Here is a 15124-nt window from a genome sequence, read left to right as displayed (position 1 = left end):
TTGTGGATCAAAAGATCCAAATACACTTTATCAACGCAATTCACAGCTTTATCCACAAATGGTTGGAATGTGTACACTTTTGAAAAGCCTGATTATCCATGTGTCTAAGTTTGCCGTTGGATAGGTTACAATAGCGGCAGTATACCCAAGCAGCTTCAAATATGGATTTTATGCTGTACCACGGGTGCTGATTAGTACGTTAGGTTCGAGGTTGCTTGGGTATATTAATAAGACAATGAGAAAGTAAATGGATCAGTTTAAGCATATCGATGTACAAGGTGCGCAAGCGCTGCTCGAGCAGGGTGATGCGAAGCTTGTAGATATCCGTGACCCTCAATCGTTTGCCGTTGCGCATGCGGAGTCCGCGTATCACTTAACTAACGATACGATCGTTGCGTTTATGGATGAAGTGGAGTTCGAACAACCTATTCTAGTGATGTGTTACCACGGTATTAGTAGCCAAGGTGCGGCGCAATATTTGGTTAACCAAGGCTTTGAACAGGTGTACAGTGTAGATGGTGGCTTTGAAGCCTGGCATCGAGCAGAACTACCGATAGTGAGAAGTTAATGAAGAGATTGGTAACGTTAAATAATCCGCGTATGGCGCAAGCCTTTATTGATTATATGGCCTCTCGCCAAATTGACATCGAAATGATGCCAGAAGGGGATGGGCAATTTGCGCTGTGGCTGACTGATAGCCAGCATGAAATAGAAGCGGAAGCCGAACTTAAGCTGTTCCTTGCTAACCCGTCTGATTCAAAATACAGCGCCGCCTCGTGGGACGTTGCCGATACTCGTAAGAGCACATTTCATTATTCCAGCCCGAGTATCATGAGCATGGTCAAAGCGAAAGCTGGCCCCATGACTTTGCTGATCATGACAGTCTGTATCATCATCTACTTGTTACAAATGTTTGGCTTTGGCAATGGCGTGTTTAAGTTGTTGCACTTCCCGGCTTTTGAGGGGCAACAATGGCAAGTGTGGCGATGGCTAAGTCATGCGTTACTGCACTTTTCAGTAACTCACATCGTGTTTAACTTACTATGGTGGTGGCAGTTGGGTGGCGACATCGAACGTCGTCTCGGTTCCGGTAAGCTATTGCAACTCTTTGTGGTGTCGGCAGCGTTTTCAGGGGCAGGCCAGTTCTATGTTGAAGGGGCTAACTTCGGCGGCTTGTCTGGCGTGGTCTATGCACTGCTTGGTTATTTGTGGATACTGGGTTACCGCTTGCCACATTTAGGCCTTACGTTACCCAAGCCAATTATCGTCTTTATGTTGGTATGGTTAGTTCTTGGTTTTGTGCAGCCATTTATGGCGATTGCAAACACCGCTCACTTAGTTGGGCTACTGTCGGGGATGGCGATTGCGCTGTTTGATTCAGGCAAGATGAAATACCAACAGCAAGCCTAAAGCAGATGAAATGAAAAGACCGCTCAAGAGCGGTCTTTTTTTATGTTCAAAACGGATTTGGGTTTATTGATAAAGGTATTTTGTAAACAACAAATCGGCAATGATGGTTTTACCTGTTTCAGGCAAAAGCGTTTCGTTGAGGGTCGTCACTAAGGTTTTGCGCAGATCTTCTCGGCCAGACAGGGACTTAATCGTATCTTCTGTTTGCTTACCCAATAATTCAATCACTGCATCGCGAATCAAAGGTTGGTGATGCTCAACAACTGATAAATCTTGTTGACTCATTACCATGATGTCGATGCGCACTTGCACATAACCTAACTTTTTGCCTTTGGTGTAAAAGTTAGTAGTGAGGTCAGGCTCTAGGGTAAAGTATGCCAACTTAGGTCCAGCTTCTTCCGTTTCAGCCCAACTTGGTGCGGCGAATAGTATGGTTAACGCAAAAATAATTTGGGCTATATAACGTTTGTACATATTTCTAACTTTTCTTTCTCTGGATCGCGATATTCGAATCGCTTCAGTCTTGATACAATGGGCCGTCTATAACAAATAACGGAACTTACGGTTACATACATTACTATGGACGGTAAGTTGTTGCTTTATTGTACGCATAAAGCCTCCAATTGAATACTAGTATGAATCAGCCAACATCACTCTATCTTGCTTCTTTATTGGAAGTAGAGTGGCAAAACCCCGAAGAATTCGAATTTCCAAATGAATTTGCCAAGCACTGGCTTGAAGAGCAAGGGTCTTTGTCACGTCGTTTAAAACAGCACTGCCAAGCGTTAACGGTAGAATTGCTACAAAATCAGATCGTCACTGCAGCGACATTAAAACAGGATGAAAGCCAGTTATTGTCCGAACAAGATTGCTTACTGAGAGAGGTAATTTTGTGCGGTGACAATAATAACTGGGTTATTGGGCGGACATTGATTCCTCGCTCAACCTTAGTTGATCAGCAGTATGATTTGGCTCAACAAGGGGATATCCCATTAGGATTAACAGTGTTCAGCGCAGATAACGTTGAGCGGGACTCTTTACAAATGGGATGGGTAGCCGTACCAGAAGGACGTTTGTTAGCGCGACGCTCAAGGTTGTGGATGAATCACAAACCGATGCTAGTCGCCGAGTTATTCTTATCTAATTCACCAGTTTACGCTAAGGAGACAGTGTAAATGTCCGCAGAAAAAGCCAAAGCATATTGGCAACTGATGCGCATGGATCGCCCGATTGGTTCACTGTTACTGATGTGGCCAACGATTTGGGCGCTAATTATCTCAGCCCAAGGGATGCCAAGTTGGGATGTATTCATCGTGTTTGTATTGGGGGTATTCCTAATGCGTAGTGCGGGGTGCGTGATCAATGATTTTGCAGATCGCAAAGTCGACGGCCATGTAAAGCGTACTAAGCAACGTCCACTGCCATCAGGGAAAGTGACAGCAAAAGAAGCGATTGGATTATTTTTGGTTTTGGGTATCAGCTCGTTTTTGTTAGTGCTGACCATGAACCCGCTGACGATTCAGCTATCCTTCGCTGGCATTGTGTTGGCGTTCATCTATCCATTTATGAAGCGTTACACTCATATTCCACAGCTATTTTTAGGCTTGGCTTTTAGCTGGGCGATTCCAATGGCGTGGGCTGCACAAACTGGGGAATTACCATTAATTGTTTGGTTTTTGTTCCTCATTAATGCTTTGTGGACCATTGCGTACGACACTCAATATGCGATGGTAGACCGAGATGATGATCTAAAGATTGGCATTAAATCGACGGCAATTCTGTTTGGTCGTCATGACAAGCTTATTATTGGTGTGTTGCAACTGATTACACTCGCGATGTTGGTTTGGTTAGGGCAGTTCTACCAATTGGGACAAAGTTACTACTGGACCCTTTTGATTGCAGCGTCGTTGTTTGTTTATCAGCAGCACTTAATTCGTCACCGTGAGCGTGAGTTGTGCTTTAAGGCTTTCCTTAACAACAATTATGTTGGCATGGTGATAGCGATAGGGTTACTGGTCGCATTTTGGTAAGCGAAGAAATAGAAAAAGGCATCCGATTGGATGCCTTTTTTCTTATTGGACGAAGGTAAAACGGTTACGACCGAAGTTGGTGAATACTCTCTTCGATCGTCAGTTTCACTTCTGGATAAAGCAGAGTGAACAGTAGCCGTGCAAATTGCTGCGTTTTCTTCGTGTCACAGTTACCATCGTTATCGAGGTATTTTTGCTGTTTGAGCGTATTGAACATCGCGGTAAACACACCTTTATCGAAGAATTCTGGCGCATTAATACCGTGCAAACGCCCTAGGCGCTGAGCAATATCTTGGCTCTTCTGCTCTAGGTCCGATTTACCCAGCTCAGGGTAAGCAACAAGCAAGTTCATCGCGATAGAGTAGCGTTGCAGCGTTTCAGTTATCGTACGACCTAGCAGAACCAAAGGCTGGTTGTTCGATTGATTGATCTCTAGCTTATCACCATCAAGACTAATCATTTTCTGATCGGCAAATTCATGCAGCGTTTTAACGACCAATTCATCTAACTCGTCTTCCTGGTAACTTAAGAACAGCTCTTTCTTCAAGAATGGGTAGATTTGCGCGACATTCGCTTGAATCTTGGCTACCGAAAGGTTGCGCTGACGAATGAGCATTTGGGCAATTAATGACGGCAGAGCGAACAAGTGAATGATGTTGTTGCGATAGTAGGTCATCAGGATCGATTGGCTACGGTCCAGCGAAATGATGTCACCCATGCTATCGGTTTCAATCACGAACTTATCAAGCGAAATTGCATGATCAACCAACTCCTCAGCACTTTCGGTAGGGATAGTGGAGGTGCTTGAGTACGGATTATTTTTGAGTAGCTTTAAGTAACACTCGATCTGATTGATCAGCGAGTCACGAGAAAGTGCACGTTGACGAGAAGCAAGCAGTGCGGTTGCACACAAGGTCAACGCGTTTGCTGCCGCCGCATCATTGATGTGCGTCATCATCTTATTAGCAAGGTCGTTGACCACAGGATTCATCCATTGTGGTTTGTTACCACCCATGCTGTCGATGTCTTTCGTCCACTCAGGAGCATGCTCGTTCAAGTATTGGTTGAGCTGAATTGGCTCACCGAAGTTCACATAGCCCAAACCAAAGTTACGCAGTTTACGCAGAGTACGCAGTACAAGCCCTGCGTTTTCTTTCTCTTTGCGTTTGCCACGCAGCTCTTTCGCGTAAGTGCCCACTTCCATTACGTGCTCGTAGCCGATGTAGACCGGCACTAGTGTTACTGGGCGGTTTAGACCACGTAGCATTGCTTGGATGGTCATAGCCAGCATACCCGTTTTCGCTTGCAGTAAGCGACCTGTACGTGAACGACCACCCTCACTGAAGTACTCGACTGAATAGCCTTTGGCAAACAGCTCAGCTAGATACTCACGGAAAATGGTTGAGTACAGTTTGTTGCCTTTAAAACTACGACGAATAAAGAACGCCCCACCACGACGGAAAAGCGGACCGGCCGGGAAGAAGTTCAAGTTAATGCCTGCCGCAATGTGCGGAGGCACCATGCCTTCATGGTATAAAACATAAGACAACAGCAGGTAGTCCATGTGACTACGGTGACACGGAACGTACACAATTTCGTGGCCGTCTTGCGCTAAACGACGCACAGTCGAGGCGTTATTGATGTGCAAACCTTGGTATAGTTTTGTCCATAACCAACTCAGGATGCGGTCGCCGTTTTTCACTAGACTGTAGGAGAAGTCGGCGGCGATTTCATCCATGATGTCGTGGGCTTCTTTACGTGCCTTATCAATCGAGATGTTTTTGATCTTGGCTTCGTCAGCAATCGCCAGTTCAATAGCTGGAGATTTTAGTAAACGAGCAAACAACACTTGGCGTTGTGGCAAGTTTGGGCCTGAAGCAGCCAGTTTCTGGCGTGAGAAGTGGATACGCGCCACGCGAGCCAGTTTGTGCGCAATTGCGCTGTCGGTACCGTGAGAGTCTGCCATATAACGCAGAGATACCACGGGACTAAAGCGAACTAAGCAGTCGCGTCCCGCCGCCATTACTGCTTTGGCTTTTTGCGGACCATTCATCGGTTGAAGGTAAGGCTTTTGGTTCTCTTCTTTACCTGGCTTACGACCCCAAAGCACGGTTGCAGGGATCATTTGAACATCCAACTCACTATCCAGCTTGTGCAGTTCCAGTAAGTCAGTGAACAGAGAGACAGAATCGGTTGGGACATCATTATCGTTGTTCATCACAGTTGGACGCGCAGCGATAAAGACGAAACGGTTCAGCGTTTTGCCATTGATTTCCAGCGGGCTGAGCGGGTCGGGTAGACCAAGGCTCATGGCTTGTTTTTGCAGTGTCAGCAAATCCACGTTCGAGCGGAAAGGCAGGGCATATACAATCGGTTTAGTTAGGTCGATGTTCAGATCTTCAATCGGGTTCGACGGGATTGTGGTGCCCTTTACCAGTACCGATAAAGGTAGTTTTAGTAATGAACGTGAAAATGATTGTCCAGAAGACATAAAGTTCACAGCCTCAATAGGTATTCAAACAGGCCTAACCTTATTTCAGTTTCCGCTTTGCATGTCTTCTCTATAAAAAGAGATGAGTACGGCAATAGAAATAAGCCTAGGCGATAAAATTTAAGCGCTGCAAGGATACCAGAAACTGGTCAAACCTTTTAATTTTATTGGCTGTAAATTAGTCGAACCCCTAAGTTATTGCTTTGACTTGATTAACTGAAAAGTCGGTGTTTTAAACGAATAAAGAATGAACTTAATCGGTAAGCTGAAAGCTCTCCACAAATAAATTAAAAAACAACCAATTGGGTTTTCATTTGAGCATTTACTGGATATACTCACAGTTAACTGTATAAAAAGACAGGTGAGACATGAAGCCGTTAACGCCACGCCAACAACAAGTCTTCGATTTGATTAAAAGTAAAATCGATGACACCGGAATGCCACCAACTCGTGCAGAGATTGCGCGTGAGCTTGGCTTCCGCTCTGCGAATGCCGCAGAGGAACACCTAAAAGCGCTTGCTCGTAAGCAAGCAATTGAAATTATTCCAGGCGCTTCTCGTGGGATTCGTATCCTGCTTGAAGACGCAGCCAATGATGAGCAGGGTTTGCCATTGATTGGTCAAGTTGCAGCGGGTGAGCCAATTCTGGCTCAAGAGCACGTAGAGGCGCACTACCAAGTCGATCCTGCGATGTTCAAACCGCAAGCGGATTTCTTACTTCGTGTAAATGGCGAGAGTATGAAAGACATCGGGATTATGGATGGCGATTTGCTCGCGGTGCATAAAACCCAAGACGTGAGAGACGGTCAAGTTGTCGTTGCGCGTGTTGATGATGATGTGACTGTGAAGCGTTTGGAGCGCAAAGGCTCAACCATATTACTGCATGCTGAGAATGAAGAGTTTGCCCCAATCCAAGTGGACTTAACGTCTCAGCACCTTACGATTGAAGGCTTAGCCGTTGGTATTATTCGTAATACCGATTGGATGTAAGTGTATTTAAGCAGCCCAGTTGACCTGGGCTGTTTTGTCTTTTCTCTTCTTTTCTCTTTTTCTACTTCCTCCAAAAGCTTGCTCATCATCTTGACCTTGTTTGTTTTGACCAATTTATAAGCTTGATAATGTAATTGATATTCATTATCATCTTTATTAATGTCTATGTTTTCTCTCTGGCGCAGGAAATGCCCATGTCTCAGTCTAAACATCAAGTTCCTAACCATCTATTGAAGCCACTGTTATTGCGTAGCCGTGAAAGCATGGTCGACAATGGCTTGGTGTACGATCCGATAGCTGCTAAAGCGTGTTTGAGCTGTAAGATGGCGCCGGATTGTTTGAGTGGTGATATTGCGCAGAAGCAATTGCTGCACGTGACGCTGACTCAGCTTTGTGACCAGCAGGTTAGCCACTTCTTACAGCAGTATCCCGATGCCTGGATAATCAATGTCGGAGCGGGGCTGGATACCCGCTTTTATCGTTTGGATAATGGACGCTGCCATTGGATAGAGCTGGATGTGACGGAAAATTTGGTATGGCGTCAGCGCTTGTTCCACAAAAATGAACGCTATGAACATCGCTGTGGCAGTGTGGATGAAATGTCGTGGCTAGAGACGTTAGCCATTCCAGAGCAAGCACCGGTACTCATTTTATGTGAAATGGCACTGCTCGATTGCACAGAGCGTCAAGTCGCGAAATTTATTCAAACCTTAGGTCGACATTTTGTTTCTGCTGAACTGTGTATGGTGCTGGCAGGAGATTTAACGGAAACCAAGTGGGGGAAAAAGCTTGGATCTGATCGTTATGCTCATGGCTTTGAAGCGCCTGCAGCACAGATATTGCAATGGTTACCATGGGCACAATGGGCGAAAGCTTTCTCGCCATTCGATAGATTCTGTTCTCGTTGGAAAGCTTGGCAGCGTTGGCTTAATAAGATTCCAATGTTGAAGCATCGCCTCACGCCAGTCCTCGTTCACATCAAGTGGTAATTGGCTAGTCGTTAAGCGCTCAGGTACACTCGTCGATCTTACTGATGAGGTGCCTGTGACAAATTCAATCTTCTCTCCTTTATCTAACCCAAAAGTTCATCGCCAAGTCTTAGCTTTAGCGATACCTATGGTGCTGTCGAATATTACTGTCCCATTGCTCGGTTTGGTCGATGCTGCGGTGATTGGTCATCTAGACCACGCTTGGTATTTGGGTGGTGTTGCGTTGGGCAGCACCATGATCAGCGTGACGTTTTGGCTGCTTGGTTTTTTGCGTATGTCGACTACTGGGTTGGCGGCGCAGTCCTATGGCGGTGAAGACCGAAAGCAACTTGCCTTGGTGTTTATGCAAGGCTCACTTATGGCGCTGCTGTTTGCGTTAGTCTTCCTTATTGCCCATAACCCGATTGCTGATTTGATCTTTGGCTGGAGTGACGCCAGCGCAGAGGTAAAACACTACGGCATGCAATATTTCTCTATCCGTGTGTGGAGTGCCCCCGCTGCGCTAATGAACTTTGTGTTGTTGGGGTGGCTGCTCGGGACGCAAAATTCCAAAGCACCAATGTGGATGGTGATCATCACCAACGTGACTAATATCGCCCTCGATTTGTTGTTTGTGATTGGTTTGGGGTGGAAAGTAGAAGGCGCTGCGCTGGCATCGGTGATTGCTGACTACTCAGGCATGGGTTTTGGTCTCATGTGTGTTTGGAAAACCTGGCGAGAGAGGCAATTACCATCACCTCAAAAGTTGCTAACCAGCACTCAACACGGTTTAGGGCGCTTCGTGAAATTGAATCGTGATATTTTCTTACGCTCTTTGTGTCTGCAAGCGGCTTTTAGCTTTATGACGTTCCAAGGCGCGAGCTTTGGTGATGAGGTTGTCGCTGCAAATGCGGTTCTGATGAGCTTCCTGATGATTATCTCGTATGGCATGGATGGCTTTGCTTACGCAATGGAGGCCATGGTCGGGAAGGCGATTGGTGCCAAAGATAGGCAACAATTGAGTGCATCGCTTGTCGGCACTTTCTTTTGGAGTTTGGTTATTTGCTTAGGACTGACCGCGCTCTTTGGTTTGGCGGGATCGCAGTTGATCGCCATGATCACTTCAATTGAGGCGGTACAAAAGCAAGCAGCGGTGTATCTACCTTGGCTGGTGGTGATGCCACTTGCGTCGATGTGGTGCTTTCTATTGGATGGCATTTTTGTCGGTGCAACCAAAGGCAAAGACATGCGCAATAGTATGTTTGTCGCGACCAGCAGCTTCTTCGTTGTCTTTTACTTATTCGCCGAGTGGGAAAATCACGCGCTGTGGTTTGCAATGACGAGCTTTATGTTGATGCGGGGTATTGGTTTAGGGGTTATCTTTCTCTACCAATGGCACAAGGATACCTTCCTAGCACAATGTTGATATAAAAACAGCAGGTCCAAGCCTGCTGTTTTTCTGTCTGCTATCAAGAAGCATAGATTAGAACAAGCGGTTCAAACCATTCAACGCAGCGACACGATACGCTTCGGCCATTGTTGGATAGTTGAAGGTGGTATTGACGAAATACTCGATGGTATTCGCTGAGCCTTTTTGCTCCATAATGGCTTGACCGATGTGGATAATTTCCGCGGCACGTTCGCCAAAACAGTGAATCCCTAAAATTTCTTTGGTTTCACGATGGAACAATATCTTCAAGCTACCGATGTCTTTCCCTGCGATCTGTGCACGAGCTAGATGCTTGAACGAAGAGCGTCCTACTTCATACGGTACTTTCGCAGCTGTTAGCTCTTGCTCGGTTTTACCCACAGAGCTAATCTCTGGGATGGTGTAGATACCCGTTGGAATATCATCAATCAGATAGTTTTCTGCCTGACCTTTCGTAATGGCTTGTGCGACAAATCGCCCTTGGTCGTAAGCGGCGCTTGCAAGGCTAGGGTAACCGATGACATCGCCTACAGCGTAAATGTGCTCAATATCGGTTTGGTAGTTACGGTTTACTTTTAGTTGTCCGCGAGAGTCCGCTTCCAGACCCACAGCACCCAAATTCAACTTATCGGTGTTACCTGTTCGACCATTCGCATACAACAAGCAGTCCGCCTTCATCTTCTTGCCAGATTGTAGGTGAATAATCACGCCATCTTCTGTGCCTTCGATTTTTTCATAGGTCTCATCATTACGAATTACCACACCGCTGTTCCAGAAGTGGTAAGACAGCGCATCTGACACTTCGTTATCCAAAAACTCCAACAAGCGGTCTCGGGTATTGATAAGGTCGGTTTTCACTCCAAGGCCGCGGAAGATAGAAGCGTATTCACAACCGATAACGCCCGCACCGTAAATGATGATATGGCGAGGGTCGTGTTTCAGGCTCAAAATGGAATCACTGTCGTAGATGCGCTCATGCAAGAAATCTACGTCGTTAGGCTGATACGGACGAGAACCCGTCGCGATGACAAACTTATCTGCAGAATAGATTTCTTCTGTACCGTCGCTTTGCATCACTGCAATTGAGTAGTTATCGATAAATCGCGCGGTTCCGAACAAAAGTGTGCATGAGTTACGGTCATAAAAGCCCTGACGAAGTCGAGTTTGCTTATCAATGACCGATTTAGCATGACCTAAAATGTCAGAAAATGTTGCATGAACGCTGGTGTTGTTTCGACAAAATAGCGGGTTGCTATTAAATTCGATGATGCGGCTAACGGCATGACGCAGTGCTTTAGATGGAATAGTTCCCCAGTGAGTACAACCGCCGCCGACACTGCTTTCTTTCTCGACAATGGCAACATTCAGTCCCGCTTTGGTTAATCCCATTGCAGCCCCCTCTCCGCCAGGGCCACTACCGATTACGATCACGTCATAGTGATTAACATGCGCCATGATGCCTTCCTTGTTATATTTGCTTAACATTGCTTTAGCGCGATTTTAACTCATTTACTCTATTGGTACACGTCATGCCTGTTAGAGAGTGGAAGTGATCACGCAGAATCGACCAAAAGGGTGATTTGGTATGTTGTATGTCTATAAATTGCATCGAGAACATTGCAATTAGATGCATGCCAATAGTAACGTTCTCGGCGCTCAGAGCGAGCGAAGCAACATATCTTTCTCCGTAGGAGCAAATTGCGTTATATTGAGGCTCTTGTACCCTACAGAAAAAGAGCAAGTTAAGAATGAAATCGATGGGAATCCGCGCACAGCAAAAAGAGAAGACACGTCGATCATTGATCGATGCGGCATTTAGTCAATTAAGTGCGGATCGCAGCTTTTCCAGCCTTAGCTTGCGAGAAGTCGCCCGAGAGGCAGGGATTGCACCGACTTCTTTTTACCGCCACTTCAAAGATATGGATGAGCTAGGCTTAACCATGGTCGATGAAGGCGGTTTGCTACTACGTCAACTGATGCGTCAGGCGCGTCAACGTATTGTGAAAGAAGGTAGCGTAATTCGTACCTCGGTCGAAACCTTTATGGAATTCATTGAAAGTAGTCCGAACGTTTTTCGTTTGTTGTTGCGTGAGCGCTCCGGCACTTCTGCTGAATTTCGTACCGCTGTTGCTCGAGAAATCCAGCATTTTGCGGCAGAATTAACCGAGTATTTAATGAGCACCGGCGTGACCAGAGAAGAGGCGTATACTCAAGCAGAAGCGTCTGTGACTTTGGTTTTCAGTTCGGGGGCTGAAGCTTTAGATTTAGATCGACGTGAGCGCGATGAACTCGCCGAGCGATTGATCATGCAATTGCGAATGATAGCCAAAGGGGCCTATTGGTATCGCAAAGAACGTGAACGTAACCGATTAAAAGGCGGGATAGAATAATGTCGAATGGAAATAAATCTGAAAAGAAAACGCTGATTTTGGCACTGGTTGCAGGTATGTGTGGTGATGCTTTGTTGTCATGGTTGACCATGAGTGAAGTGTCTTTTTCAATCTTCCCATTGATTGCACTCGTACTGGCTGTACAAGCTCTTTACCAAGAGTACCTAAATAATCCGGTATCAGAAGATATCCCATTAGTTGGCTTGGCGTGTTTCTTCGTAGGTGCGTTTGGTCACTCTGCGTTTATTAAAGCGCAATACCCAGAAGCAGGCTCAAACTTCTTTGCGATCATGGTTTCAATGATTTTACTCGCATGGATTGGTAAGAAGTTAGGTTTTGTCAGCAAGAAGACTTCTGCGGAATAAGCAAAACGAATCAAATTAAAAAGCGAGCCATTGAGCTCGCTTTTTTTGTATTTGACGCCGTGGGTTACACTTTGCGTTCCAAAAGCACACCCGCTTCCATGTGGTGGGTAAATCGAACTCTGAATCTTGTAATGTCTTCCAAAATCCAGGTTTGAATTTTAATTTATTGTTTTTATTTGTTTTTTAATTGCTCGTTGTCCAAGAGTGTCTTTAGCCGTACAATGAAAACTCGTCTTTTCCCGTACCCCACGCCGTACCCAGAAATACAGAGGTTTTTCAGTCATGATCAAGCCAGTCGATAAAATTAGTACGAACGCCACACTGAAAGCATTGAAGCCACAAAACAAGGAATATTTAATCCCAGATAAGAAAATAGAAGGATTGAATATTCGCGTTCGACCAACGGGCACGATGACTTGGATCTTTCGCTTTCAGGCTGGTAACAAGCACGAAAAAATAACCATGGGGCGGTATGTTAAGTTAAAACCGGAAACGGGGATGACGCTTGAACAGGCTCGAACAGAAGCGGGGCGTTACCGTAGCTGGCTGGAAAACAATAAAAATCCGAAGCAGGAACTGGCACGTGAACAGCGCGAACAAGAGGAAGCAAAAACTTTTGATGATGCTTTTGTCAGTTTTGATGAAAAGCGTTTATCTAAGCAGCTGCGGGGAGAACAGGCGAGGGCAATCTACACCCGCGATATCAAACCGTTTCTAGGTCACATCAAACTAGAAGAGTTGAGAATTCATGATCTTAATAAAGTATTTGACGCAAAGGTTGATGATAGTGGAAAAAGAAAGGCGGGTGCGATTAGTGCATGCCATAGAATAATCAATCAGGTGCTCAACCATGCACTAGCTTTGAATATGATTGGTGCACACCCTGCACCACATTTGAAATCCAAGGATGTCGGTGGTGGTTCTAAGGTCACAAAACGCAATTTGAGCTTTTCAGAATTGAAAACATTGCTAACAAGCTTGCCTTCTTGGCGTACAGAGCACTCAAACGTCCGTCTAATGCAGTTTTTGCTCGGGTGTGGGCAACGTATTAGTGCTGTGCTTGAAATGCGTTGGAATGAGGTAGATTTGCAAGAGAAGGTATGGTTGTTGCCAGCCAGTTCAAAAGAACGTCACACCAAGAGTCAGGAGAGCCGAAAAGTACCATTAAGTGATTACCTACTGAAACTTCTTAAAGAGCAGCGTGAGAATGTACCAAGCAAATGGAAACTTGTTTGGCCGCAGCTTATGGATGACAAACTTCAAGAACCCGCAGCAGTACGTGCTCTAATCAAACGCAATTTACCGGAAGATTTTGAGCGTTTTTCGCCACACGATCTACGCCGCACCTTTATCAGCCGTTGTAGCGAAATGGGGCTGGATATCGTGGCGATTGAAAAGACGGTTGGTCACCAGTTACCAGGTATGTTGCGGGTATATAACCATCACGACTATCTTGAAGAGCAGTTAGTGGTACTGCAAGCATGGGGAGAAAAGTTGCAAGCGTTAGATACAAGCAATGTCATTCCTTTAGAGTCGATGAAGTTGCCTAAGCATTTGTAAAATTCTTAGAGATTATTCTTACTAGTTAGGGGGTGTTACTCTTTATCTGAGCGAAATTTAATCGTGGCTCTTTGACTATGTGGGCTTCATGAATGGGGAAGTCTTTTGGAAGACGATAGAGAGAATACATAACTCGCTGAGATTTTTCGTATGCTCCCTTCTCTTGTCCATCGGCAGCATCCACTATCATCTCTCCAACTAAACGAGCTTAGGGTTAACCTTCATCAAAACGTTGACTGTTATATAGATCAAATAACTACTCCAAAAAGTCCCTCACATTGACGGTGCTTTAGTACTATTGAGTGGGATGTTTAATACCTCTTTAGTATTGCTAAAATCAATATTTTCAAATGTAATGCAGTACACCAATAAACATAACAAAAAATTATCATATACATAAAATATTTTGCTGCATGCTGGAGGCCATAATGTATCTTCAAGTAGGAAGGTTGGGAGTTAATCTTAATGATCTTATTGAATCTCTTGATCATCTCGAGACATATGTGTTCATCAAAGATACGCAATCCAGATATATCTATGCAAATAACCTAAGCCTGCAGTTAATGAGAATTGATAAGAAAAAACTGGGTCAAATAAGAGATTCGGATTTTTTACCAGAGGATACCGTTGAGTTCATAAAGCATATTGATGCTAAGGTCATCAAGGGAGAAACGACTAGGGAAGAGGTTTTCATTAATGATGCAAATGGTAAGCAACGGATTTATCTTGAGATGAAATCACCAATTTATAGCTCCGAATCCTCTAATGAGGTTGTAGCTATCTTAGGTATTGCGACTGATATTACAAAGCAAAAGGAACTCGAAAAGAAGGCATGCCAGAAAGCTCAAATGGATGAATTAACTAAAGTTCTCAACAGGCGTGGACTCATCGAAAGCGTACAACGGTACCTAAAAAAGAGGATAAGTGAAAACACTTTTTCTGCTTTTCTATTTATTGACTTGAACGATTTCAAAAAAATTAATGATGATCATGGCCATACAGTAGGCGATCACATATTACGTGAAGTAAGTGAACGTATGAAAAGTAGTGTGAGGGCTTCCGGCCTAGTATCAAGGTATGGCGGAGATGAGTTTGTCGTATTTTTAGGGAGCGTTGGGAGTAGCAATAGAGAAGCGGAACACTACACGGAAGAGGTGATGTCGAGAATTGAGAGTGCACTCGCTGGTCCAATAAATATCGGCAAAGGTAAGGTGCAGGTAGGTACGTCAATAGGTAAGTATATTATTGAAGGAGCAGACTTTTCCCTAGAGTCAGCGATAACTAAAGCCGATGAGAATATGTACTACGAGAAAACGCGAGTAAAGAAGATTTAGACTGAACTACAGTGTCTCAACTCATGCTTGACCTTACAAACCCACAGGTTAGTACAACTAGGTCGTACTGCGAATGTGCTGGTGTCGTAACTCACAATGGGACAAAGCGATTTGCAAAGAGTATGGTATCTACTCGAAAGTTTTAGTAGTTTGACTGA

The 15124-nt window shown here is 44.9% G+C and carries 14 protein-coding genes; 11 read left to right on the top strand and 3 right to left on the bottom strand.

Annotation, left to right across the window (positions count from 1 at the left end; translation table 11 throughout):
* Positions 1–247: 247 nt before the first annotated feature.
* Positions 248–568: a thiosulfate sulfurtransferase GlpE gene (gene glpE, locus R7P35_RS17420; RefSeq protein WP_005378691.1), complete on the top strand. Its 321-nt coding sequence runs from the start codon at positions 248–250 to the stop codon at positions 566–568.
* Positions 568–1410, top strand: coding sequence for a rhomboid family intramembrane serine protease GlpG (glpG, locus tag R7P35_RS17415; RefSeq protein ID WP_025768168.1), 843 nt, complete (start codon positions 568–570; stop codon positions 1408–1410). The genes glpE and glpG overlap by 1 nt, the downstream gene beginning before the upstream one ends.
* Positions 1411–1473: 63 nt before the next feature.
* Here glpG and R7P35_RS17410 read toward each other — a convergent pair whose 3' ends face one another.
* Positions 1474–1884, bottom strand: coding sequence for a flagellar basal body-associated protein FliL (locus R7P35_RS17410; protein ID WP_005378687.1), 411 nt, complete (start codon positions 1882–1884; stop codon positions 1474–1476).
* 161 nt (positions 1885–2045) lie between these two features.
* On the opposite strand from R7P35_RS17410, the gene R7P35_RS17405 reads away from it, so the two are divergent.
* Together R7P35_RS17405 and ubiA are read left to right on the top strand one after the other, a co-directional pair.
* Positions 2046–2585 (top strand): chorismate lyase, encoded by a 540-nt coding sequence (locus tag R7P35_RS17405; RefSeq protein ID WP_005378686.1) that lies wholly within the window; start codon positions 2046–2048, stop codon positions 2583–2585.
* Positions 2586–3440 carry a 4-hydroxybenzoate octaprenyltransferase gene (gene ubiA / locus R7P35_RS17400; protein ID WP_005378684.1) on the top strand — a complete coding sequence of 285 codons (855 nt, stop codon included), beginning with the start codon at positions 2586–2588 and terminating at the stop codon, positions 3438–3440.
* A 64-nt stretch (positions 3441–3504) separates the two neighbouring features.
* Here ubiA and plsB read toward each other — a convergent pair whose 3' ends face one another.
* A complete protein-coding gene (gene plsB, locus R7P35_RS17395) occupies positions 3505–5931 on the bottom strand; it encodes a glycerol-3-phosphate 1-O-acyltransferase PlsB (protein ID WP_005389683.1) in 2427 nt (808 codons plus the stop codon).
* Positions 5932–6299: 368 nt separating this feature from the next.
* Between plsB and lexA the strand changes: the two genes are divergently transcribed.
* The 3 genes from lexA to dinF all read left to right on the top strand — a co-directional run bounded on the left by lexA (position 6300) and on the right by dinF (position 9314).
* A complete protein-coding gene (lexA, locus tag R7P35_RS17390) occupies positions 6300–6920 on the top strand; it encodes a transcriptional repressor LexA (RefSeq protein ID WP_005378682.1) in 621 nt (206 codons plus the stop codon).
* A 194-nt stretch (positions 6921–7114) separates the two neighbouring features.
* Positions 7115–7909, top strand: coding sequence for a class I SAM-dependent methyltransferase (locus R7P35_RS17385; RefSeq protein ID WP_025768172.1), 795 nt, complete (start codon positions 7115–7117; stop codon positions 7907–7909).
* Between the two features lie 55 nt (positions 7910–7964).
* The gene (gene dinF / locus R7P35_RS17380; protein ID WP_031781357.1) at positions 7965–9314 is read left to right on the top strand and encodes an MATE family efflux transporter DinF; all 1350 of its coding nucleotides are present in this window, start codon (positions 7965–7967) and stop codon (positions 9312–9314) included.
* A gap of 57 nt (positions 9315–9371) precedes the next feature.
* On the opposite strand, the gene sthA is transcribed toward dinF, so the two are convergent.
* On the bottom strand, positions 9372–10802 hold the full coding sequence (gene sthA, locus R7P35_RS17375; protein WP_005389689.1) for a Si-specific NAD(P)(+) transhydrogenase: 1431 nt from the start codon (positions 10800–10802) through the stop codon (positions 9372–9374).
* A 263-nt stretch (positions 10803–11065) separates the two neighbouring features.
* Here sthA and fabR point away from each other — a divergent pair, with 263 nt between their 5' ends.
* From fabR to R7P35_RS17355, 4 genes are all read left to right on the top strand, one after another.
* On the top strand, positions 11066–11707 hold the full coding sequence (fabR, locus tag R7P35_RS17370; protein ID WP_005378632.1) for an HTH-type transcriptional repressor FabR: 642 nt from the start codon (positions 11066–11068) through the stop codon (positions 11705–11707).
* Positions 11707–12072 carry a YijD family membrane protein gene (locus R7P35_RS17365; RefSeq protein ID WP_005378634.1) on the top strand — a complete coding sequence of 122 codons (366 nt, stop codon included), beginning with the start codon at positions 11707–11709 and terminating at the stop codon, positions 12070–12072. Before fabR ends, R7P35_RS17365 begins: the two co-directional genes overlap by 1 nt.
* A 282-nt stretch (positions 12073–12354) precedes the next feature.
* Positions 12355–13632, top strand: coding sequence for a tyrosine-type recombinase/integrase (locus tag R7P35_RS17360; RefSeq protein ID WP_213905041.1), 1278 nt, complete (start codon positions 12355–12357; stop codon positions 13630–13632).
* A 428-nt stretch (positions 13633–14060) separates the two neighbouring features.
* The gene (locus R7P35_RS17355; protein ID WP_213905042.1) at positions 14061–14966 is read left to right on the top strand and encodes a GGDEF domain-containing protein; all 906 of its coding nucleotides are present in this window, start codon (positions 14061–14063) and stop codon (positions 14964–14966) included.
* The last annotated feature ends 158 nt before the right edge of the window (positions 14967–15124 follow it).

Origin of the sequence: Vibrio sp. Vb0304, assembly GCF_033338995.1 — a bacterium.
Taxonomy (GTDB): domain Bacteria; phylum Pseudomonadota; class Gammaproteobacteria; order Enterobacterales; family Vibrionaceae; genus Vibrio; species Vibrio alginolyticus.
Note: the sequence above shows the minus strand (reverse complement) of the source record. Positions and strands in the feature narration are given on the sequence as shown.

Bases quoted from the DNA above. Each gene is read 5' to 3' on its own strand.
- lexA (WP_005378682.1), top strand. From the start codon at position 6,300: ATGAAGCCGTTAACGCCACGCCAACAACAAGTCTTCGATTTGATTAAA.
- R7P35_RS17355 (WP_213905042.1), top strand. From the start codon at position 14,061: ATGTATCTTCAAGTAGGAAGGTTGGGAGTTAATCTTAATGATCTTATT.
- fabR (WP_005378632.1), top strand. From the start codon at position 11,066: ATGAAATCGATGGGAATCCGCGCACAGCAAAAAGAGAAGACACGTCGA.
- R7P35_RS17405 (WP_005378686.1), top strand. From the start codon at position 2,046: ATGAATCAGCCAACATCACTCTATCTTGCTTCTTTATTGGAAGTAGAG.
- R7P35_RS17385 (WP_025768172.1), top strand. From the start codon at position 7,115: ATGTCTCAGTCTAAACATCAAGTTCCTAACCATCTATTGAAGCCACTG.
- sthA (WP_005389689.1), bottom strand. From the start codon at position 10,802: ATGTTAAGCAAATATAACAAGGAAGGCATCATGGCGCATGTTAATCAC.
- ubiA (WP_005378684.1), top strand. From the start codon at position 2,586: ATGTCCGCAGAAAAAGCCAAAGCATATTGGCAACTGATGCGCATGGAT.
- R7P35_RS17365 (WP_005378634.1), top strand. From the start codon at position 11,707: ATGTCGAATGGAAATAAATCTGAAAAGAAAACGCTGATTTTGGCACTG.
- glpG (WP_025768168.1), top strand. From the start codon at position 568: ATGAAGAGATTGGTAACGTTAAATAATCCGCGTATGGCGCAAGCCTTT.
- R7P35_RS17410 (WP_005378687.1), bottom strand. From the start codon at position 1,884: ATGTACAAACGTTATATAGCCCAAATTATTTTTGCGTTAACCATACTA.
- R7P35_RS17360 (WP_213905041.1), top strand. From the start codon at position 12,355: ATGATCAAGCCAGTCGATAAAATTAGTACGAACGCCACACTGAAAGCA.
- glpE (WP_005378691.1), top strand. From the start codon at position 248: ATGGATCAGTTTAAGCATATCGATGTACAAGGTGCGCAAGCGCTGCTC.
- plsB (WP_005389683.1), bottom strand. From the start codon at position 5,931: ATGTCTTCTGGACAATCATTTTCACGTTCATTACTAAAACTACCTTTA.